We start from the raw sequence: 23,911 nt of genomic DNA, 5'->3' as shown, positions 1-23,911 counted from the left end.
CAAAACTTACTAACACACTTGGTTTAATTAACTTTAAACTCAAATATTTGTGAATTGGAACTGTTATTCTCTTGGTCTGTTGTTACAACTTGCCAATAGTAAACCGTTCCTGAACTTACAGTATGCTCTAAAAAAGCATCTGTAGTTGTACCTATACTTGTAGCTGGTGGTGATGTTGTTGCTACAAAAACTTCATAGTCTTTAATATCATTATCTACATCTGTACCACGCCAACTTAAAGTTACTTTATTATTAGACGCAGAAACTGTTCCTCCTATCTCTGGTGATATTGCTTCTGCCATAAAAGGTGCATAATTTACAATTCCGTCTCCTGCCAAATAAAATTTCCATTCGTCACTTTCTGCAGTTTCTGTTGATGTACTAGATTTAGAAACAACATACCAAGAGTAAGGTTCTCCCTTGGTTAAAGTAATATCTGTTGTTTCTGTTGTTGCTAAAAATGTATTTACTTGTTGGGTTGCTAAATTTTTAAGCACAACACTATAACTATCTGCATTAGGTGCTGTTTGCCAGGTAAATGTTACTGTAGCCTGCGTACTGTTTATAGATACGCCCGTTAAACAAACCTCATCATTTGCAGGTAAACTTAATACTGCTTCTGCTGGTGGAAAAACTTCTGGCTCAGACGGACTATCATCTCCTCCTCCGCCACAACTTGTTAAAAGTATGGCTATTATAAATCCGTATATTTTAAAATACTTTGTATACATTACTTAATAATTTTAAATGTTTTACGTATAGTTTTTCCTTTTACAGTTACTACATATTTACCCTTTTTTAAGGCTGAAGTAGCAATTGAAATTTCTCTATTAGCATCCACCTCTTTTGTGTTAGACTCTAATTGCCTTCCTGTAAAATCATACAAAGTGTATGTTACATTTAAGTCCTTACCAGCACAATACACTTTTAACTCTGTTTGTACTGGGTTAGGAAAAAACCTAACCTCCTCAGATACAAAAACCTCTTCAGTGAACTTACCCTGACAATCTATTCCTGTTTCTGCAGAAATTCTATTCATTCCTGGTTGTAAGTTTAAGTTAATATTGTTTTCTGTGGTTTCATACGTAACGCCATTTATGGTTACAAAATAAACATCCGCTCCTTTAAGGGTTAAACTAGCACTTTTATCAGAAGTATTTATTTTAGAAGAAACCGATAAATCTTCTGGTTCTGAAATAAGTACCGTAAAACACTGCTCATAACCAGTTTCACCATTAATAGTAAAACAAACAGTATACGTGCCTGCATTTAAATTTTCTAAGCTAAATTCTGTTGTAAAATCTTCAGTAGAAGAAAAACCACTAGGACCGGTTATAGATACCGTATAATTTAAATTTTCTGTAGTAGTAATAGCAATTTTTCCGTTGTTAGCATCTTTACAAGTTTCACTAACTGTAGCTATTTGATAGTTGGTAACTGGCAATGTAAACAAGCTGCATCCGGTAACATCTACAGTAGTACCAATTGGAGTATTTGGGCAGGCGTCGTCTACATTTGCAACACCATCACTATCCAAATCATTAGGGTCTACAAAAGGTTTATCTGCATAAATTACAAACTCACCTGCCTCTAAATTTAAGCCTGTAGCGGTTGTTGTTACCTCTAAAGGAGTATTTTTTTCTAATAAATTATACCACGTACCAGTTTCTTGAAAATCTGCAGTTATGCTTTGAGCAGACATTCCAAAATTACCTAAAACAACAATATGCTTTATTTGGTCTGTTGTAGCACTCTCTAATGTTAAATGAATCCTTTTTAATCCGCTAGCATTAGATGCATCAACAGTAAAATTAGTAGTGCTAAATACTTCTGCTTTTTTCTTAAGGTTGATAATCTTGCTCCAGCTATTGTAAACTGCTTTTCTATTAGGGTTATTTGCATACTCCCATAAAATTGGTTTGTTGCCTACTCTACCATTTTCTTCAATAGAAATATCATACCCTAATTCTCCAAACTGCCATATCATTTTTGGTCCCGGAACTGTAAAGAAGAATGCTCCTGCCGTCTGCAAACGCGCTAAAGCAGTATTTAAATTTTTAGTAGAATAATTACCTTCTTCATTACCAAAGTTTAAACTCTTGTAAAGCAATCGTTCCTCATCATGGCTTTCCATAAAAGATACTGCAGACGCTTGCTTAAATCCTTTTTGAGCATAAGACACACCAGAAAAATTAGACTTTCCGCCTGTATTATACCCCATTAAAGCCTCGTTATAAGCCTCTGTTTGTTTGTTCCAAAGTAAAATGCCTTTGCCTTCTGCAACTCTATAATCTGCCCACTGCTCTTCTTCTGTTATACCTCCTAAATGTTCAAAAATGATATAAAAATCATCATTTACTTCCCATTGGTCATCTGCATATTGTTTTAAGACATCTACCCTATCTTGCTGATATGCATTGGTACAACTCTCGTCATTTGCAGTACAATTTTGAGTAAATCCTTTTGTTAAATCCCATCTAAAACCATCTAAATTATATTCCTCTATCCAATATTGAGCAGTACGTTTAACATACTCTTGTGTAGCTGTAGATTGGTGATTATAATCGTTAAAAACACTATAAGAATGCTTTGCCTCTTCATTAAAAAATGGATTATCTGCAGTAACCTTACCGCCTAAACCACCATTGCTATCATTCCATAACCTAAAATATGGGTTTTGACCACTAGCGTGATTGTAAACTACGTCTAAGATTACAGCAATACCTCTACTATGGCATTCATCAATCAAACTTTTAAAAGCATCTTTTGTGCCATAATATTTATCTAATGCCATATGAAAAGACGGATTGTATCCCCAACTTTCATTACCATCAAACTCACTAACAGGCATAAGTTCTATTGCGTTTATTCCTAATTTTTGTATATAGTCTAACCTATTTTCTAAAGCTTCAAAAGAATGCAACGCATCAAAATCTCTAAGTAATACCTCATAAACTACTAAATCTGTTTTATCTGGAGCAACAAAATTTGTTGTTTGCCAATTATAATCTGCATCACCAGTACGCAAAATGGTAACAGCTTCTGTTGTTAAATTTGTTGGGTAAGCAGGTAAATTAGGATATGTAACCTCATCTATATATTGATCTGAGTATGGATCTAAAACTAAAGTAGAATAAGGATCTGCTACATTAATTTCAAAATTTACCAAATATTGATACATATGATTGGTTTGTGGCGTTAAACCAGTTAACTCTATCCAAAACCTATCTGTAGTACTATCTTTTTTCATTAGATAGTTATTGTTTATTTGCCAATTATTAAAGTCACCAATAACGTGCACAAAATCTTTTAAAGGAGCATATAAAACAAGTGTTGCTTTTGTAGCATCTAGCGGATCTAAATTTATACCATCTAACATACCAGCAGGTACTGGAGCTTCCTCTACTGTTGGTGAAACTACAGCATTAAATGTTGCCAATTTAGTTTCTGTGTCATTAGTAACCTCTAAACTAAAATTAGTATTTTCTGCTATGGTATACGTATAACTATATGCAGTAATTCCTGTTTGCGTGTCTACTATTACATTATTTGCTTTTAAAACAAATGTTGCGTTTATAGAAGAAGTAGCCTCAATAGATAAATTATCTCCAGAATTTAATACGGTTGTAGTTTCTGTTGGTGAATTTAAGTTAAATTGAAACGTACCAACATTAAAAATATAATCTTGTGTTTTTTTATCTCCGTCGCCATTTTTAGCTTTTATTAGCATTCCTATTTGTCCAATATTAGTTCTATTAAAAAAACTAGATGGAGTAAAGACAAAACTATAAGTACCGTCTCCATTAGCGGTAAGTTTTTGGTCTTCGCTAGAGTTTGTCCAGCTACCATTTGTAGGAGAATCCTGAGAGTTTTCACCGTCTGCATCTAAGGACCAAGCCCATAAATATACATCTGATACACCCCAAGTAGATACATCTAAATTAGAAACAGTAATCGTAATTTCTTCATTTTCTCCAAAAGTATCTGGAGAAACCGAATAAGTTACATTTTGCTGTTGAGCAAAACCTAGCGTAGTAAAAAACAAAAAAAGAAGTAGTAACGTTTTTTTCATAGTCAGTTATTAAAAAAGGGTTGCACTATGTGCAACCCTTTTAAGTTTATTTACTTTATTCTATTACTATTGTAGGAGAAGCTTCATCAGAAAAATCTATAGTAACTTTATATGTACCAGCAACAACACTAATATTATTGTCATTTTCCGTGTCCAATATTCCGTCTGATTCTAAATCACCATAACTTGTATCCCAAGCATCATTAGCTCTAACCTTTATTTCCCCGTCTACTAAGTCAATACTATCTATAGTCCACACGCCAGGATTAGCAAAATCTGGAGTGAATTTAGTATCTGGTCCGTCCCATCCGTTAGGAGTAGCAGAACCAACTAAGCCCCAAATTGTAGTTTCTTCTAATGTATACTCTAAAGTATTAAAGTTAACCGTTAATAAGTAATAGCCAGCAGTAACAGCAATATTATTGTCTGCGTCTGTATCTAATACACCATCTAAGTTTCCGTCACCATAGCTAGTATCCCACTTATCGTTCATTCTAACTTTCATTTCACCATCAATTAACTGAACTACAGCCTTAAAAGTATCTGTATTATAGTCATACGCTAATTTTACGTTAGGACCATCCCATCCGTTAGGAGCTGCACTACCTACAATACCCCAAAAGTATTCTTCAATAGTATAAGAATTATCACTTAAATTAATAGTAACTTTATAACTACCTGCTTCTGCAATAACAATATTGTTATCTGGGTCTGCATCTAAAATACCATCTAAGGTAGCATCACCTAAATCTCCTCCCCATGTATTGTTTTCTCTAAATTTAATTTCACCGGCAATAAGGTTTGCATAAGAAACAATAACATCTGGTGTTTCTGTTGTATAAAAAGGAATATCTGGTGTTGCACCCCAATCATTAGCTGCAGAACCTACAATACCCCAAGAAGACATTTCTATGCCACTACCTGCTCCTGTATCTTCTGGTAGTACAACATTTAATGCTGTTACTTCAGAAAAGCTTTCTGGAGCATTTTCTGCACCATCACCAACATAAGCTCTAACTCTAAAATACAATACACCTGTATTTGGCATATCTGCAGTACTAGGGTCATTATCTAAACCAGCAATTGTAGCCAACTCTAACATCTCTTCTACTGTAACTGCCTTATTGTTATTTGGTGTAGAACCTAGTTCTAATACTTCTGCAAAATCTTCGGTAGCAGAACCTTGTAAATCATATGCATTGGGCGTAGCAATACCAAAGTCTGGCGAGTTCCAAACAAAGCGTTCTGCTACGTTTGCCTTAGTTTCATCAGTTAAAACATATTCATTTAAAAACGTGCTAGTAAAAGCTACATTTTCAGATGGTGTTTGTGCGGTGTATATTAAATTATCATCGTCTTCACAAGAAGATAAGCCTGCAACAGCTAGGATAAATAATCCTATAATTTTTAAATTTTTCATAGTTATGGTTTTTAGTTATTTAGTATCCGTTGTTTTGTTTTAGGTTTGGATTTGCTTCTAAAGCCTGTAAAGGAATAGGAAACAATTTATATGTATCTGGTATTGATGTACCTTCTAACACCCCACCTTTCCATGGCCATAGGTATGTGCTGCCTGTGAATTTGCCAAAACGGATTAAGTCTGTTCTTCTGTGTCCTTCTAAGTTTAGCTCTCTACCTCGTTCATCCAAAATAAAATCTAGTGTTAAATCTCCTGCGCTAATTGGCTCTGCATTGGCTCTTTCTCTAATTTGGTTTACGTATCCTAATGCTTCGCCTAAATTTTGATTTGTTCTAACAGCACATTCTGCAAACATTAAGTAAGCATCTGCTAGCCTAAACAAAGGAAAATCTGTACTAGAAAAAGGTGTTGGAGCTGTTGAAGGTGTTAAAGCATTAGTATTTCTAAACTTTATTGGAGGGTAACCATCTGTCCAAGTTTTATAATCATTCATTTCATATGAATGGCCCTCTGTAAAAAACAAACTAGCTCTTTCATCTGTAGAAGTTTCTAAATCTCCATACAAACCGTACCAACCTTTAGATGCTCTATGTCCTCCCCAACCATCTGTTAATCCATAGTCTGCTAAAGTCATAGTTTCTGAACTACTAGAGCCATTAACAATATAAGTAGTATTACCGTAGCTTTGACTAGTTACTGCGTCTGCAATTAATGGTAATATTATTTCTGGTGATGTATTATTATCTGCAGAAAATATACTTACATAGCTATCTGCTAAACTGTATCCACCATCTGTAATTACTTTATTTATTGAAGTTAGTGCTTCTGCAAACTTATCTGTACCTGTGTATACTTCTGCATTAATGTACAGTTTAGCTAGTAACATATTGCCAACAGCCTTGTTTGCTCTACCATAGTCATTAGAATCTGGTAAAGTTTCAACAACATCTAGTAACTCTGACTCTACATAAGCAAATAACTCTGCTCTTGTAGCTTCTGGTAATGGGGCCGAAGATCCAAAGTTTTCTTCTGTAGCCAGTACACCTTTCCCAAAAGTATCTATTAAGTAGTAGTATGCTAAAGACCTTAAAAAACGTACCTCAGCAATTACCTGTTCTTTACCTTCTGTATCTACATTATCTAATACAGATAATAAGTTATTACATTGCGGAATTGTATAATAAATTCTGTTGTAAAGGTATCTAAAGAACTTATTATTTTCATCCCAGTTAGTTGTAGTTGTAAGTTGGTCTAAACCATCATCTCCCCATCTGTTTTTAATACCGTCTGCAGTAAAGTCTTGTAAATTTACAATCCCTCTTAAAAAAGGAGATTCACCTGCATCATCACTAATATCTGAACTACCTGGACCATCTGGACCAGATAAGGCAAAAGAACCATATAATCTAGAAACAATACCTTGTACAGCATTAGGATCTCTGTTAATTAATTCTTCTAAAGTTAATTCTACTAGTGGATCTGTATCTAAATCTTTTGTACAACTTATGTTAACTAACATAGTTATACCTAGAAAAGCTATTATAATTTTTTTCATAATCCTAAAAGTCTAAATTTAATCCCAAGGTAAATACTCTAGGTCTTGGGTAGAAATTGTTATCTATTGAGTTAAAATTCTCAGGGTCTTGTCCGCTATAATCACTTATAACAAAAAGGTTATTAGCAGCACCATATATTCTTAAAGAAGTATCTTTTAAGAAATTAGGTACTCTAAAACCAATAACAATGTTTTCCATTCTTAAAAAAGAAGCATCTTCTAAGAAATAATCTGAGAAAGGAATATTACCCTGCACATTTGCAAAAGAAGTGGTAGCTGCATCAGAATTAAAATCCAATACATTACTTAAACTATTACTATTGTTTGGTATAGCTCTATCAATCCAACCAGAAGTTAACCTTCTTGCGTTGTATACTTGACCTCCTAATTGTCCTCTAAAGCTAGAACTTAGGTCCCAGTTTTTATAGTTAAAATTAAGACCAAAACCAAAAGTCCAATTAGGCCTTAATGTTTCATAATATCTATCATCATTATTTATAACATTATCACCGTTAATATCTACAAATGCATTAGAAATAGGATCTCCATTTGTGTCATAAACCTGCTTAAATACCCAAGCAGAATATGGTTGGTAACCTACAGCATGGTATGCTAAACTTACTCCTGTACCTGTTGGTAAACCAGACTCTGCCGCAGTAATTCTAGTTACATCTTTTAAACTAGTAACCTCAGATCTATTGTACCCAACATTTGAATTAAACTCTAAGGTAAAATCTTCTGTGCTAATAGGTCTTAAGTTTAAATTTACTTCAAAACCTTTACTCTCTGTTTCACCTACATTTTGTACAAATGCATCTGATAATGCTTGCCCAGGAGGCACAGCTGTTCTTGCTAGTAAATCTTTTGTTTGTTTTTGATAAAAATCTACAGAACCAGAAACAATTCCGTTTGCAAATAAATCAAAATCTAAACCAACATTATATGTTGTTGTTTTTTCCCAAGTTAAGTCTGGATTAAATGCCTTAGCAGAGTATAAGTTTACTCCACTTAAGTACTGACTAGTAGTAGAACCAATAGTAAATAATGGTGAAGACGGGTAATAACCAACAGCGCCAGTAATATCTTGCTGTCCTGTTTTACCTGCTCCTAACCTTAATTTTAGGTCATTAATAACATTAGAGTTTTCTACAAAACCAGCATTACCAATTTTCCAAGCAACCGCTGCCGCAGGAAAATATCCCCATCTATTTTCCTCTGTAAATAATGAAGAACCATCTGCTCTAAAAGATAATGTTACTAAAAACTGTTCTGCTAAATCTATATTTGCTCTTCCAAAGTAAGATTGTAGGTTTAGTACATTATAATACCTATTATTTAAATTGTTGGGATTTATTAACTCTTCTCTTAAACCTGATTCATCATTGTATCTGTATTGAACAGATGTTCCATCATTTTTAAAATTTTGGTAAGAGTAACCTCCTTGTACTTCAAATCTTTTTACAAAGCCATCAAACTCTTTAGTATAAACTAAGTAAGCATCTAGTGTTGTATTTGTAATATCTTGATTTTCTGTATAATTAACACCTGGATTAAACAAATAATTGGTATTAATATCTGTATCTGCGTTATTAAACCTGTAAGTAGCAATAGAATTATCTAAAAACCTTTCTTCAATGTTTGCCTTAGATGCTTCTAAACCTAAATTTAAAACTGCTCTTAATTCTGGCAAAGCATGTAATTTGTAATCTAGTTCTATATTTCCTAAAAAACGTTTTACTTCTTCTGGCCTTTCTCTTTGTTTTAATAATGCCAAAGGATTACTCTGGCCATCTAGCAATAATCTATTACCATCTACAATTGTATTTTGGTAAAATCCTCCAAAACGGTTGTTTGGGTTTACATCAAAAACAGGCTTTGTAGGATCCATATTTACAGCCCCTCCTAAAGCACCGCCTTCATCAATAGCATTTTTTTCAGAATATAATCCTTTAGCATTTAAACTTACTTTTAAGTGATCATCAAAAAAAGTTGGTGTTAATTTGGCAGATAAACTAACTCTTTCATAATCGTTAGTTTTAACTACACCACCAGTATTTGTGTAACCTATAGAACCTCTAAAAGGAATTTTACCTCCTAAATTTGCTCTAGCACTAAAGTTTGTGTTTGTAGATATTGCTGTTCTATAAATTTCGTCTTGCCAATCAGTATCTGAAAGTATTCTTCCTTCTATACCTGGAGTAGCCAAATTATCTGTAACATTTGTACTAGGATCATCTATACCTAATAAATTAGTGTAAGTTGGGTGGTATTGCTGAATATAACTAACGTATTGTTGACTATTCATTAAATCTATAGAGTTAGCAACATTACTAACAGACACGTCTGATGAAAAGTTAAACTTAACTTCGCCAGATGTACCCTTTTTAGTAGAAATTATAATAACACCGTTAGAAGCTCTAGAACCGTATATAGCAGTAGCAGAAGCATCTTTTAAAACACTAAAACTTTCTATATCATTAGGGTTTATTAGAGACAAAGGGTTGCCTACACCAGCAGGGTTAGTATTATCTACTGGAATACCATCTATAACTATTAATGGACTATTGTTTGCAGATAATGAAGAACCACCTCTAATTCTAATATTTGGTGCTGCATCTGGTTGCCCACCGTTAGATGTAATACGTACACCAGCCATTTTACCAGTTAACAATTGGTCTGCAGAAACCACAGAGCCCTGGTTAAAGTCTTTAGATGATAACACATCTACAGAACCCGTTAAATCTTCTTTTTTGGCACTACCGTAACCAATTAGTACAACCTCATCTAGTAATTCTGTAGATTCTGTCATTTCTACATTTAAAGTACTAGAAGTAACTTTCACTTCTTTAGGATTATAACCAATAGAAGTAAATAAAAGTACATCACCCATATTTACATTTCTAATTTCGTACAATCCGTCAAAATCTGAAATAGATCCGTTTGTTGTTCCTTTTACAACAACATTAACTCCTAATAATGGAGCTTTTGTTACATTGTCTGTAATTTTACCAGATACTGTTTGTTGTGCAAAAAACAGCAGTGGAAAAAAAAGAAACACACCTAAAAAGATGTTTTTTAGTTTATTCATAAAGTTAGTTTGAGTTAATAATTTGATTAAAACTTAACACATTTTTATATTTCGCTCAGTGAAAGTATAAGCTTAACTTTAATTTAACAAATCTACAGAGTTACGCAACGCGTTGCATGTTAACAACTTTATCAAAAAGTGTGTTTTTATCATAAAAAATGACTCCAATTTTAATAGATTGTTATTTATTTGCTATTAAAAATTAGGTATTATCAATTTAGAGTTAATACTTAATTGATGTTTACAAACGTTGTATCTTTATATTATGAAAGCCAAAATTACCATAAAAGACATTGCAAAAGAGCTAGGTGTGTCTTCTTCTACAGTATCTAGAGCATTAAAAAATAGTCCAGAAATTAGTGAAGAAACACGTAAAAAAGTTAAAGCCTTTGCAGACTTGTATCATTACAAGCCTAATATGCTTGCTCAAAAATTACGTAATAATAAAACTATGGTAATTGGCGTAATTATTCCAGAAATTGTGCACCATTTTTTTTCTAGAGTTATTAGTGGTATTGAAAAAATTGCTAACGGCAGAGATTACAATGTTATGATATGCTTATCTAATGAATCTTATGAAAAAGAAAAGTTAAACATACAAATGATGGCTAATGGAAGCGTAGATGGCTTGCTTGTTTCTATAGCTAAAGAAACCTTAGAAAAAGGCGACTTTGAGCATTTTAATGAATTAAAAGATTACAATATTCCCTTAGTTTTATTTGATAGAATTTCTGATAAAATAGATTGTGACAAAGTTATTGTAGACGACATTGGAGGTGGCTACAAAGCAACCAAACATTTGCTTAATGTTGGTTGTAAAAAAATAGCTATATTATCTACTCCAGACCACGTAAATGTTGGTGCATTACGCACAATTGGCTACAAAAGAGCTTTAGAAGAAAAAGGAATTGCTATAGATGAAAATCTTATTTTTAAAGTAAACGACAACTCTAGCATTACCAAACAAATAAGCACATTTATGCACAACTCTAATTTAAGTTATGATGGTATTGTTGCTGTAAATGAAATTTATGCTGCAAATGTTATAAAAATAGCTAAAGAAAAAGATTTACAAATTCCTAATGAACTTTGTGTTGTTGGGTTTACAGACGGATTAATATCTTCATTCTCAACACCTTCTTTATCTACAATAGACCAACACGGTATTACAATTGGCGAGCACGCTGCAGAATTATTGTTAGATCGTATTCAAAACAAAACAGCAAATAAAGAATACCAACGTAAAGTTATTTCTACCGATTTAATTGTTAGAAAATCATCAGAAAAAAATACAGTTTTGTAATCTGTATTAAAAATTTTATATCTTTACCCCATCAAAATATTAAACTTAACACTTAATATTTTTATACTTCGCACCCTATACACGCCACACTGACACAAAAACTGGCGCTGTATTTTTATACTAAATATTTACATTATGGAAAAACAGAAACTTGGTTTCTGGCAGATCTGGAACATGAGTTTCGGGTTCCTGGGAATTCAATTTGGATTTGCCCTACAAGGCGGTTTTATGTCCAGAATTTTTCAGACGCTAGGTGCAGAAAAAGATGCTATACCTCTTTTATGGATTGCCGCTCCTTTAACAGGACTGGTTGTACAACCAATTATTGGTTATTTAAGTGACCGTACTTGGAGCGCACGTTGGGGAAGAAGAAAACCTTATTTTTTAATTGGTGCTATTTTAAGTTCCCTAGCTTTATTTTTAGTACCACACTCTCCTGTTTTGTGGATTGCCGCTGGTTTTTTATGGATTTTAGATGCGTCAATTAATGTTTCTATGGAACCTTTTAGGGCTTTAGTAGCAGATAAATTGCCAGACTCACAACGCTCTTACGGTTTTGTTATACAAACATTAATTATTGGTATTGGTACTTGGGTTGCCAGTAATTTACCCTGGATGGTATCTAAACTTGGTGTAAGTGATGCTGCTCCTTCTGGAGTGGTACCAATGTCTGTAAAAGTAGCATTTGCCATAGGTGCGGTTGTATTTTTAATTAGCATACTGTACACCATATTTACTACATCGGAGTATCCGCCAGAAGATATGGAAGAATTTAAAAGAGAAAAGGCTAAAAAAAATCAGTTTATTTCAGATATCATAAACAATATTGGCAATATGCCTTCTACTATGAAAAAGTTAGGTGTAATTCAGTTTTTTAGCTGGTTTGCCTTTTTTACAATGTGGAGTATGGCTAACCCAGCACTAACAGAACACGTTTTTAATACACCTGCTCCAGTAGAGGCTAATTATAATATGGAGATAGCTGAAGATTTACTTGCTTTTAATACTACTAATGAGGCGTTCCAGAAATCATCAAACTTAGTAGGTTCTTATATGGGAACTTATGGTTTATCATCTATGGCATTTGCCCTAATATTAGTATTGTATACTTCTAGAAAAAGAATCAATAGAAAAATAGTACATATGTGCTCTTTAATTATTGGTGGTGTTGGCTTTTTGTTAATGTATTTTATTCCGTCTCCAGAATATTTAACCTTATGTTTTATACTAATTGGCTTTGCTTGGGGTAGTATTTTATCTATGCCATATGCTATGCTTTCTAGTGCTGTAGACCCTAAAAGAATGGGGGTTTTTATGGGCATTTTTAACATGTTTATAGTTATACCTCAAATTATTGCTGCTATAGGTGGCATAAATATTATCTCTAATTTATTAGGAGAAGGCGCTATAAATGCAATGATTATTGCTGGTATAAGCTTAATTATTGCTGGTTTATGCAACTTCTTAATTACCGAAAAAAGTGCAATTTCTTATCAAACAATAGAAGAATAAAATGAAAAGAAAAGGATTCATATTTGACCTAGATGGCGTTATTGTAGATACAGCCAAATACCATTTTTTAGCTTGGCAAAAACTAGCTAATTCTATTGGTGTTGAATTTACTCATGAACAAAATGAGCAACTAAAAGGTGTTAGCAGAGTAAAATCTTTAGAAAAAATACTTAGCTGGGGTAATATTACTCTAGATAACGAAGAGTTTACTGGCTTAATGGCTAAAAAAAATGAAGATTATTTACTGCATATAGAAAAAATGGACGCTTCAGAAATTTTACCAGATGTACCTAGAGTTTTAGAGCTTTTAGAAAAACAAAAACAAGGTATTGCTTTAGGTTCGGCAAGTAAAAACGCAGAGGTTATTTTACAAAAAGTACATCTAATACAAAAGTTTAGTGCCATTATAGATGGTAATGGGGTTACTAAAGGTAAACCAGATCCTGAGGTGTTTTTAAATGCTGCAAAGGCACTTTCTATAGCTCCAGAAAATTGTATTGTTTTTGAAGATGCCACTGCTGGTATTAAAGCCGCCAATGCTGCAAATATGATTAGCATTGGTATTGGAGATGCTTCTGTTTTACATGAAGCAGATTACGTTTTTAAAGATTTTACAGAAATTTCATCAGACTTTATACAAGAATTAATAAAAAAATAAGGTAGATACTAACTTACTAAAAGTACTATTTACAAGAATCAATAGCATAAGAAATTATGAATCAAGATTATATCATACCAAACAACTGGTCTATCATAGAAGAAGGTTTTAATACAGACAGAGTTAAATCTTCAGAAAGCTTGTTTAGCATTGGAAACGGTGCAATGGGACAAAGAGCAAATTTTGAAGAATACTACTCAGGACCAACGTTTCAGGGGAGCTACATTGCGGGTGTTTATTACCCAGATAAAACTAAAGTTGGTTGGTGGAAAAAAGGGTATCCAGAGTATTTTGCAAAAGTATTAAATGCTCCAAATTGGATTGGTATTAACGTGCAAGTTAACGGAGAAAATCTGGATTTATTTACGTGTAAAGTAGATAATTTTAAGAGAGAGTTAAATATGCAAGAAGGTTGGCTGTCTAGAACTTTTACCGCTACCCTAAAAAATAATGTAGTTGTTACTGTAAAAACAAAACGCTTTTTAAGTTTAACTTTAGATGAAGTTGGTGCTATTAATTACACCATTACTCCTGTAAACGTAGATGCAACAATAACGTATAGTCCTTATTTAGATGCAGGCATTACCAATGAAGACACCAACTGGGATGATAAATTTTGGGAAATAACTAGCATAAATTCTAAAGACAATAAAGCATTTATAGAGGCACATACTTTAAAAACAGAGTTTAACACCTGTACTTTTATGGAGTCTGAGTGTTTTTTAAATGATAAAAAAACAGATATTACTCCTAAAATAGAAAAGCTAGAAAATAAAATTACATACAATTACACTGCAGATGTAGATGCAAAATCTTCTTTTACTATACACAAATTTGCTGGGTATACTGTAGATAGAAACCACCCTAAAGACAAGCTTATTTCTGCTGCTACAAAAGCTTTAGAAAAAGCTACTTCTACTGGTTTTAATGCTTTATTAGAATCTCAAAAAAATGCATGGGCAACAATCTGGGAAACATCAGATATTACCATTAACGGTGATGTTAAAGCGCAGCAAGGTATCCGTTTTAACATTTTTCAGTTAAACCAAACATATTTAGGTACAGATGCACAGCTAAATATTGGACCTAAAGGTTTTACTGGCGAAAAATATGGCGGTAGTACGTACTGGGACACAGAGGCTTATTGTTTGCCTTTTTATATGGCTACTAAAGACCAAAATGTTGGTCGTAATTTATTAGCATACAGATACAATCACCTAGAAAAAGCAATAGAGAATGCAGAAAAGTTAGATTTTTCTAACGGAGCTGCATTGTACCCAATGGTAACTATGAATGGCGAAGAATGCCATAACGAGTGGGAAATAACTTTTGAGGAAATACACAGAAACGGTGCCATTGCTTTTGCTATTTACAATTATTACAGATACACGGGAGACTACAGTTACATTCCAGAAAAAGGATTAGAAGTTCTTATTGGAATTGCACGCTTTTGGCACCAAAGAGCTACTTTTTCTACCAAGCAAAATAAATATGTTATTCTTGGTGTTACTGGCCCTAATGAGTATGAGAACAATATAAATAATAACTGGTATACAAACTATATGGCGCAATGGTGTATTAATTATACCGTAGAAACTATTGCTAATATTAAAGAAAATTATGCTTCAGATTATGACCGTATAATGTCTAAAGTTAATTTAAATTCCGATGAAATTAAAAAATGGAAAGACGTTGCAGATAATATGTATTTTCCGTTTTCTGAGGAGCATAATGTATTTTTACAACAAGACGGTTTTTTAGATAAAGAACTAACTCCGGCTTCTAGCTTAAAAAATTCTCAACGCCCTATTAATCAGAAATGGTCTTGGGACAGAATTTTACGTTCACCATATATAAAACAAGCAGATACTTTACAGGGTTTTTATTTATTTGAAGACAATTTTACTATTGAAGAGATAGAGCGTCATTTTGATTTTTATGAACCTTTTACAGTACATGAAAGTTCACTTTCTCCTTGTGTACATAGTATTTTAGCCGCAAAGTTAGACCGTATGGACCAAGCATATAGTTTTTACTTAAGAACATCTAGACTAGATTTAGATGATTACAACAAAGAGGTAGAAGAAGGCTTACATATTACATCTATGGCTGGTACTTGGATGAGCATTATAGAAGGTTTTGGTGGTATGCGCGTACGCAATAACACTTTATCTTTTAGCCCTAAAATACCTAAAGAATGGGATGGTTATTCATTTAAAGTGAATTTTAGAAACCACACTATTAAAGTAAGTGTAACACAAAATAAAAATACTTTTGAACTATTAAAAGGAGAAGAGCTTACGTTAATGATTAATGGTAAGTCTATAACTATTAATCAAAATAACTTAATTACCGCATAAAAACTATTTAAGCTATGAAAAAAGGATTTTTAAGTGTTTTTGTATTAGTTTTTGCTCTTTTTGTTTCTTGTTCTCCTAAAAAGGAACAGAAACAAGAAGAAGCTCCTATTACAGTTTCTAATGATATAGAACGTGTAGAGCCTCCACATTGGTGGGTAGGTTTTAAAAACAACAAACTGCAATTATTGGTTAAAAATCCTAATATAGCCAATAGTACTCCAAAGATTTCTAAAACAGGTATTTCTATAAAAAAAGTAACTAAAGCAGATAGTCCTAATTATTTGTTTATTGATGTAGAGATTAGTGAAACAGCAAAAGCAGGCTTATTTAATATTGATTTTACATCTGAAGATGGCGCTACAAAAACGAAAACTTATGAACTTAAAAACAGAGTTAAAAAAGCTGAAGATTATATAGGTTTTTCTAGTGCAGATGCAGTTTATTTAATTACTCCAGATAGGTTTGCTAACGCAGATACTTCTAATGACATAAATAGTTCTTTACTTGAGAAAAATATAGATCGTACAGATGACTATGCAAGGCACGGTGGAGATATTAAAGGAATTACTACACATTTAGAGTATATAGACTCCTTAGGTTTTACAGCCATATGGCCTAGTCCTTTATTAACTAATAATATGCCAAAACAATCGTACCACGGATATGCAATTACAGATTTTTATGGCGTAGATCCTAGGTTTGGAACTTTAGATGAGTACAAGCAATTAGCTATAAAATCTAAAGAAAAAGGAATTAAATTAATAATGGATCAAGTGGCTAACCATTGTGGGTTAGAGCACTGGTGGATGAAAGATTTACCATTTAAAGATTGGGTAAATTATCAAGACAAATTTATAAATAATAAACCTGTAACTATAGCAAACCACAAAAGAACAAGTAACCAAGACATATATGCCTCTAAAGCAGATAAAAAAGAAATGACAGACGGTTGGTTTGGTAATCATATGCCAGATCTTAACCAACGTAATCCTTTTTTAGCAACTTATATTATTCAAAATAGTATTTGGTGGATAGAGACTTTAGAGTTAGGAGGTATTCGTCAAGACACATACCCTTACCCAGATAAAGACTTTATGGCTAATTGGGCTGGAACTATTATGGAAGAATATCCAAATTTTTCAATAGTAGGAGAAGAATGGAGTTACAATCCTTTATTAATTGCATATTGGCAAAAAAATAATCCTAATAAAGATGGTTATGAGTCTAACTTAACCTCTACAATGGATTTTGCTATGCAAAAAAATATTATAGACGCTTTAAACGAAGATGAAACTTGGGGAACAGGATTTATAAAAACATATGAAGGATTAGCTAATGATTTTGCATATCAGTCTCCTATAGATATTATGGCTTTTTTAGATAACCATGATATGGACCGCGTTTATACTCAACTTAATGAAAATGTAGAAAACACAAAAATGGCTGTTGCTTATTTAGCATTCCTACCACGTATTCCTCAGTTTTATTACGGTACAGAAATATTAATGCAGAACACTGCTAAACCAGGAGATCATGGATTAATACGAACAGATTTTCCTGGCGGATGGGATACAGATACAACAAATGCATTTACCGGTAAAGGCTTAACTAATAATCAAAAAGAAATGCAGCGTTTTATGAGTAACCTGCTAAATTTCAGAAAACAAAGCAAAGCCATACACAAAGGAAAAACCATACATTTTGCACCTCAAAATGGTATTTATGTGTTATTTAGAATTTTAAATAATGAAATAGTTACCATCATTTTAAATAAAAATGAAGATCCATACCAATTAGATCTTTCTAGGTTTAAAGAGGTTGGTTTAGATGGTAAAAAAGTAACCAATATTTTTACTGGCGAAACTTTAGTTTGGGACAATAATATAACACTTCCTAAAAAAGGATGTTACATACTAACTACCAATAAGCTAAAAAAATAATGAAACCAATATTATATATTTTTATACTAGGCTGTTTACTTTCTTGTACAAACAAACAAAAAACTGAAGAAGTAAAAACTAATTTACCATTTGCTGAAGTAGAACAAATAAATTTAGCTAGTGGAAAACTGGTAAGGCTAAATAATATAGCGTCTAAATACATAACACCTAGACCAGTAGATGTTTGGCTACCTAATAATTATACTACCAAAGAGGAATATGCTGTTATTTATATGCATGATGGCCAAATGTTGTTTGACAGCACCACAACATGGAATAAACAAGAATGGAAAGTAGACGAAGTAGCTGCTAAATTAAATAATGATAAAAACATTAAAAAATTTATAGTTGTTGCTGTACATAATATAGCGGAATTAAGATGGCAAGATTTGTTTCCCAAAAAAGCAATAACAAACAACGTAAGCGCTATAAACAAATCATTAGTACAAGATTTTAAAAACGATAATTTTGATATTGACAAGCTTACTGGAGACCAGTATTTAAAATTTATGGTTACCGAGCTAAAACCAATAATAGACACATCATTCTCTGTAAAAAAAGATGCCAAAAATACATTTGTTATGGGATCTAGTATGGGAGGTTTAATGTCTATGTATGCCATATCAGAATATCCAAATATATTTGGCGGAGCTGCTTGTTTATCTACGCATTGGCTAGGCTTTAAGCCTATGGACAATAATGTGCTACCTAATTTAATTTTTAAGTATGCAGCATCTAATATACCAGACTCTAAAACACATAAATTGTATTTTGACTATGGCACAGAAACTCTAGATGCTTACTACCTAAAATATGCAAACACTGTAGATAGTATTTATTTAAAAAATGGCTACACACAAAAAAATTATAAAAATCTAAAATTTGAAGGCGAAAACCATAGTGAAAACTCTTGGCAAAAACGCATAAAAATACCACTAACTTTTTTACTTAAAAACAATTAAAAATGAAAAAAATAATTACAATTTTATCCTTATTTGCAGTAGTAATATCCTGCAAGGAAAAAGTTAAAAAAGAAGAAAACAATGTAATTGTAGAAAAAGAACCAATTGCTGTAACAGAAGTTATGGAAGATGGTGTTATTTACGAAGCCAACATTCGCCAATACTCACCAGAAGGTACGTTTAATGCTTTTACAAAAGACATTCCTGTACTTAAAAAACTTGGAGTTAAAGTTATTTGGGTAATGCCAATTAATCCTATATCTAAAATTAAACGTAAAGCTACAGACGGACAGTTTACTAGCGATATTAAAGACGAAGAAGAGCGTAAAAAATACTTAGGTAGCTACTACTCAGTATCTGACTATAAAGCTATAAACCCTGAGTTTGGAACGTTTGATGACTTTAAAAATATGGTAACCACTGCACATGACAATGGTATTTTAGTTATTGTAGATTGGGTACCAAACCATACAGGTTGGGATCATCCTTGGATTACAGACCATCCAGAATATTACACTCAAAATGAACAAGGAGAAATTATAGATCCAATAAACCCAGAAACAGGAGAATCATGGGGATGGACAGACGTTGCTGATTTAAATTACGACAATGAAGAAATGCGCAAGGAAATGATTAGTGATATGAAATTTTGGGTAGAAAAAGCAGATATAGACGGCTTTAGAATGGATGTTGCACACAAAGTACCTGTAGACTTTTTTAATACCGCTATAAAAGAAATGAAAACTGTAAAACCTGTTTTTATGCTAGCGGAAGCAGAACAACCAGATTTGCTACAAAATGGTTTTGACATGCAATACGGCTGGGAGGTTCATCATATTTTTAATGAAATAGCTAAAGGTGAAGCCAACGTTACTAAGTTTGATGACTATATGGTAAAACTAGATACTATTTTAGAAGCAGATGACATTAATATGAACTTTGTTACAAACCATGACGAAAACTCTTGGAATGGTACTTTATTAGAAAGAATGCCAAACAACAAAGAAGTATTTACTGCATTAACATACCTTATGCCAGGAATGCCATTAATATATTCTGGACAGGAATATGATATGGCACACAGATTACGTTTTTTTGAAAAAGATACCATACCTAAAACTAAAGGTGAATATTTTGCCTTATTAGAAAAATTAGGTGAACTAAAAAATAGCAATTCAGCTTTAAATGGTGGTAAAAAAGCTGCAAATTACACTAGAATACAAACCTCTAAAAATGAAGCTGTTTTAGCTTTTAAAAGAGAAAAAAATAGTGAAACAGTATATTTTATAGCTAACTTAACTGATAAAGAACAAAACGTTACTGTTAGTATTACAGGAGACTTTACAGATTATATTTCTAGTACTGATTTTAATATTAATGAAGAAAAAAGCTTAACATTAGCACCTTGGGAATACCATATTTTGACTGCTAAATAATAAAAATAACACGCATTAAAAAATCGCCAATTTTAATAAAAATTGGCGATTTTACTTTTTCAAATATACTTATAACGGAATATTACCGTGCTTACGTTTAGGTACGTTTACAACCTTATCCTCTAACATAGCCATAGCTTTTATAAGTTTTTTACGAGTATCTTTTGGCAAAATAACCTCGTCTATAAATCCTCTTTGGGCTGCACTATATGGGTTTGCAAAAGTATCTGCATACTCTTGTTCTTTTTCTGCAAGTTTAGCTACTGGGTCGTCTGCAGCTTGTATTTCTTTCCTAAAAATAATTTCACTAGCTCCTTTAGCTCCCATTACTGCTATTTCTGCTCCAGGCCAAGCATAGTTCATATCTGCACCTATATGTTTAGAGTTCATAACATCATATGCCCCACCATAAGCTTTACGCGTAATAACAGTTACTTTTGGCACTGTTGCTTCACTTAATGCATATAATAATTTAGCTCCGTTAGTAATTATGCCATTCCATTCTTGGTCCGTACCTGGTAAAAATCCTGGTACGTCTACTAGTACAACTAGCGGAATATTAAAACAATCACAAAAACGTGTAAAACGAGCTCCTTTTTTAGAGCTTTCTACATCTAATACTCCAGCCAAACTCATTGGCTGGTTAGCTACAATACCTATACTCCTACCTGCTAAGCGTGCAAAACCAACAACTAAATTATCTGCGTAATCTTTATGAATTTCAAAAAAAGATTCTTTATCTATAATTCCGTTTATAACGGTACGCATATCATAAGGCTGATTTGCATTTGCTGGAACCATAGTTTCTAATTCTTCTCTAATTTCATCACCCAAAGTATAAGGAAGCTTAGCTGGTTTATCCTCACAGTTTTGAGGCATATAGCTAATCATTTGCTTAATTTGGCTAATACATTCTATATCATTGGCAGCAGTAACGTGTGTTACACCAGATTTTGTAGCGTGTGTTTTTGCGCCTCCTAATTCCTCTGAGGTTACCTCTTCATTAGTCACTGTTTTTACAACATTTGGCCCAGTTACAAACATATAGCTAGAGTTTTCTACCATAAGTGTAAAATCTGTCATAGCTGGCGAGTAAACAGCACCACCTGCACAAGGCCCCATTATTGCCGAAATTTGAGGAATAACACCTGAAGACATTACATTTCTATGAAAAATATCTGCATAACCACCTAAAGAGCGTACACCTTCTTGTATTCTTGCTCCTCCACTATCATTTAATCCAATTACAGGCACACCTATTTTCATAGCCATATCCATAATTTTACATATTTTTTCTGCGTGAGTCTCAGATAATGCACCGCCAAAAACAGTAAAATCTTGTGCAAAAACACAAACCTGTCTACCATTTATTGTTCCGTAACCAGTTACAACACCATCTCCATAAAACTGTTGTTTGTCCATACCAAAATCAGACGTTCTGTGGGTTACTAAAATACCCATTTCTTCAAAAGAACCTTCGTCTAACAAAAAATGAATACGCTCACGGGCAGTTAATTTACCTTTAGCGTGTTGTTTTTCTATACGTGTTTTGCCACCGCCTAATTTAGCTAAATCTATTTTAGACTGTAATATATTTTCTTTGCTTTGCTCTCCCATTTTACTTTGTATTTCTGTTAGTTCTCCAATTGGAAGTTTGTTGTTCTGGCGTTTTTACAACTTTAGTGTACTCATTAAACAAGTGCACGCCAAATAAGCCCGCCACTTTATGTTCTGGTAAACGAGCAGCTATTAACTTATCTGCAGAATAGTATTTTTTAACAAAATGTGTATCAAAATCTCCAGATAAAAATGCAGGATGCTCACAAACAAACTTACCAAAAGACAAGGTTGTAGATGCTCCTTCAATTTTATAATTTTCAATAGCAGAAAGCATTAATTGTATTGCTTCTTCTCTGGTATCTCCGTAGGTTATCAATTTAGATAACATAGGATCGTAATAAATTGGTATTTCCATACCTTCTTCAAAACCATCATCTAAACGTATACCTTTACCTCTTGGTCTTTTATAGGTTGATAAAGTACCAATACTAGGCATAAAGTTATCCAAGGGATCTTCTGCATACACCCTAACTTCTACAGCGTGACCTTTAATTTTTAAATCGTTTTGAGTAATTTGTAGCGTTTCATTTCTAGCAACTTTAATTTGTTGCTCTACCAAGTCTACACCTGTAATTAGTTCTGTAACTGGGTGTTCTACTTGCAAACGTGTATTCATTTCTAAAAAATAGAAATTTTTATCAGCATCTAATAAAAATTCTACTGTACCAACACCAACATAGTCACAGGCTTTTGCTACTTTAATTGCTGCATCTCCCATAGCCTCTCTAATGGCAGGTGTTAATACAACAGATGGTGCTTCTTCTACAACTTTTTGATGTCTACGTTGTATGCTACATTCGCGTTCAAATAAGTGCACTACATTACCGTGATTATCTGCTAAAACCTGAATTTCTATATGCCTTGGTGATGCTACGTACTTTTCTATAAAAACAGAACCATCTCCAAACGCAGATTCTGCCTCACTAATTGCACGTTTCATTTGGTCTGCTAGTTCTTCTATATTTTCTACAACACGCATTCCTTTTCCGCCACCACCAGCTGCTGCTTTAATTAAAATAGGGAAACCTATTTCTTTAGCTATTTTAGTTGCTAAGTCTACATCTGTAATAGCTTCTTCAATACCAGGTACCATAGGAATATTATAATCTTTAACAGCTTCTTTTGCTGCTAGTTTATTGCCCATTACTTCTATTGCGTGGGGTTTGGGACCTATAAATGTTATTCCTGCATTGGTAACTTTTTTTGCAAATTCTGCATTTTCACTTAAAAAGCCGTAACCTGGGTGTATACCATCTGCAGCAGTATCTTTTGCTGCCTGTATAACTTTATCCATTACCAAGTAAGACTCTGATGATGGTGCAGCACCTAAACAAATAGCTTCATCTGCATATTTTACGTGTGGTGCTTCTCTATCTACCTCAGAAAAAACTGCTACAGTTTTAATTCCCATTTTTTTTGCAGAACGCATAACACGTAATGCAATTTCTCCTCTGTTAGCAACTAATATTTTTTTCATATTTATGCTATTTCTATTAATAATTGTCCTTTTTCCACAGCATCATCCTTAGCAACATTTACTACACTAACCACACCATCACTAGGTGCCGTAATAATATTTTCCATTTTCATAGCAGATAAAACCAAAACTTGCTCTCCTTCTTTAACTTCTTGGCCTTCTGTTACCAAAATATCTAAAATAAGCCCTGGCATAGGAGCATTTATATTTTTCTCTTTTTTTGTATTTACAGCAAGTAAGCCCATTTTTTTAACCATCTGGTCGTACTCATCTGCAATGGCAATTGTATAACTATTACCATTAACCTCAACTTTTAAGGTTTTTTCTAAAAAATTTGCGCTAATTAATTTAGCATTGTACTTTTTATTGTCTTCTAAAATATGGTATTCTTCATCTGAATCTTTAACAATATTTAGCTTAGAAACCTCTTTGCTATTTACTGTTATTTCTTCATCATTTACTGAAACAACATATGTTTTCATACTATAATGGTTTATAAATATTTGTG

General features: G+C 33.0%; 15 protein-coding genes. 7 read left to right on the top strand and 8 right to left on the bottom strand.

Features of this window, described 5'->3' with window-relative positions; all coding sequences use genetic code 11:
* Positions 1 to 23: 23 nt before the first annotated feature.
* Genes KLA_RS15470 through KLA_RS15450 form a run of 5 tightly spaced genes read right to left on the bottom strand, consistent with a single transcriptional unit; the run spans position 24 to position 10,135 of the window.
* Positions 24 to 731: a hypothetical protein gene (locus tag KLA_RS15470; RefSeq protein WP_034646837.1), complete on the bottom strand. Its 708-nt coding sequence runs from the start codon at positions 729 to 731 to the stop codon at positions 24 to 26.
* Complete coding sequence (locus KLA_RS15465; protein WP_034646835.1) at positions 731 to 4,072, bottom strand: alpha-amylase family glycosyl hydrolase; 3,342 nt, start codon at positions 4,070 to 4,072, stop codon at positions 731 to 733. The genes KLA_RS15470 and KLA_RS15465 overlap by 1 nt, the downstream gene beginning before the upstream one ends.
* Before the next feature lie 55 nt (positions 4,073 to 4,127).
* Entirely contained in the window at positions 4,128 to 5,492 is a 1,365-nt protein-coding gene (locus tag KLA_RS15460; RefSeq protein ID WP_013621991.1) for a SusF/SusE family outer membrane protein, read from the bottom strand.
* A 19-nt stretch (positions 5,493 to 5,511) separates the two neighbouring features.
* A complete protein-coding gene (locus KLA_RS15455; protein ID WP_013621990.1) occupies positions 5,512 to 7,047 on the bottom strand; it encodes a RagB/SusD family nutrient uptake outer membrane protein in 1,536 nt (511 codons plus the stop codon).
* 4 nt (positions 7,048 to 7,051) lie between these two features.
* A complete protein-coding gene (locus KLA_RS15450) occupies positions 7,052 to 10,135 on the bottom strand; it encodes a SusC/RagA family TonB-linked outer membrane protein (protein WP_013621989.1) in 3,084 nt (1,027 codons plus the stop codon).
* Positions 10,136 to 10,400: 265 nt separating this feature from the next.
* Between KLA_RS15450 and KLA_RS15445 the strand changes: the two genes are divergently transcribed.
* The 7 genes from KLA_RS15445 (at position 10,401) to KLA_RS15415 (ending at position 20,306) form a co-directional block, all read left to right on the top strand.
* The gene (locus KLA_RS15445) at positions 10,401 to 11,438 is read left to right on the top strand and encodes a LacI family DNA-binding transcriptional regulator (RefSeq protein WP_013621988.1); all 1,038 of its coding nucleotides are present in this window, start codon (positions 10,401 to 10,403) and stop codon (positions 11,436 to 11,438) included.
* 135 nt (positions 11,439 to 11,573) lie between these two features.
* Positions 11,574 to 12,950, top strand: coding sequence for an MFS transporter (locus KLA_RS15440; protein WP_013621987.1), 1,377 nt, complete (start codon positions 11,574 to 11,576; stop codon positions 12,948 to 12,950).
* Position 12,951: 1 nt separating this feature from the next.
* On the top strand, positions 12,952 to 13,608 hold the full coding sequence (gene pgmB, locus KLA_RS15435; RefSeq protein WP_034646832.1) for a beta-phosphoglucomutase: 657 nt from the start codon (positions 12,952 to 12,954) through the stop codon (positions 13,606 to 13,608).
* A gap of 56 nt (positions 13,609 to 13,664) precedes the next feature.
* Positions 13,665 to 15,968 carry a glycoside hydrolase family 65 protein gene (locus KLA_RS15430; protein ID WP_034646829.1) on the top strand — a complete coding sequence of 768 codons (2,304 nt, stop codon included), beginning with the start codon at positions 13,665 to 13,667 and terminating at the stop codon, positions 15,966 to 15,968.
* Positions 15,969 to 15,982: 14 nt separating this feature from the next.
* Positions 15,983 to 17,908, top strand: coding sequence for a glycoside hydrolase family 13 protein (locus tag KLA_RS15425; RefSeq protein ID WP_034646828.1), 1,926 nt, complete (start codon positions 15,983 to 15,985; stop codon positions 17,906 to 17,908).
* Positions 17,908 to 18,870, top strand: coding sequence for an alpha/beta hydrolase (locus KLA_RS15420; RefSeq protein ID WP_034646826.1), 963 nt, complete (start codon positions 17,908 to 17,910; stop codon positions 18,868 to 18,870). Before KLA_RS15425 ends, KLA_RS15420 begins: the two co-directional genes overlap by 1 nt.
* Positions 18,871 to 18,872: 2 nt before the next feature.
* Positions 18,873 to 20,306 (top strand): alpha-amylase family glycosyl hydrolase, encoded by a 1,434-nt coding sequence (locus tag KLA_RS15415; protein ID WP_034646824.1) that lies wholly within the window; start codon positions 18,873 to 18,875, stop codon positions 20,304 to 20,306.
* Between the two features lie 69 nt (positions 20,307 to 20,375).
* Here KLA_RS15415 and KLA_RS15410 read toward each other — a convergent pair whose 3' ends face one another.
* From KLA_RS15410 to KLA_RS15400, 3 genes are read right to left on the bottom strand one after another with little or no spacing between them, the layout of a single operon-like run.
* Complete coding sequence (locus KLA_RS15410; RefSeq protein ID WP_013621981.1) at positions 20,376 to 21,923, bottom strand: acyl-CoA carboxylase subunit beta; 1,548 nt, start codon at positions 21,921 to 21,923, stop codon at positions 20,376 to 20,378.
* 1 nt (position 21,924) lies between these two features.
* Positions 21,925 to 23,403, bottom strand: coding sequence for an acetyl-CoA carboxylase biotin carboxylase subunit (accC, locus tag KLA_RS15405; protein ID WP_034646822.1), 1,479 nt, complete (start codon positions 23,401 to 23,403; stop codon positions 21,925 to 21,927).
* Positions 23,404 to 23,405: 2 nt separating this feature from the next.
* Entirely contained in the window at positions 23,406 to 23,885 is a 480-nt protein-coding gene (locus tag KLA_RS15400; RefSeq protein WP_013621979.1) for a biotin/lipoyl-containing protein, read from the bottom strand.
* Between the last annotated feature and the right edge of the window lie 26 nt (positions 23,886 to 23,911).

Source organism: Cellulophaga geojensis KL-A (genome assembly GCF_000568425.1).
Lineage (GTDB): Bacteria > Bacteroidota > Bacteroidia > Flavobacteriales > Flavobacteriaceae > Cellulophaga > Cellulophaga lytica.
This window is presented reverse-complemented; position numbering and strand designations above follow the sequence as displayed.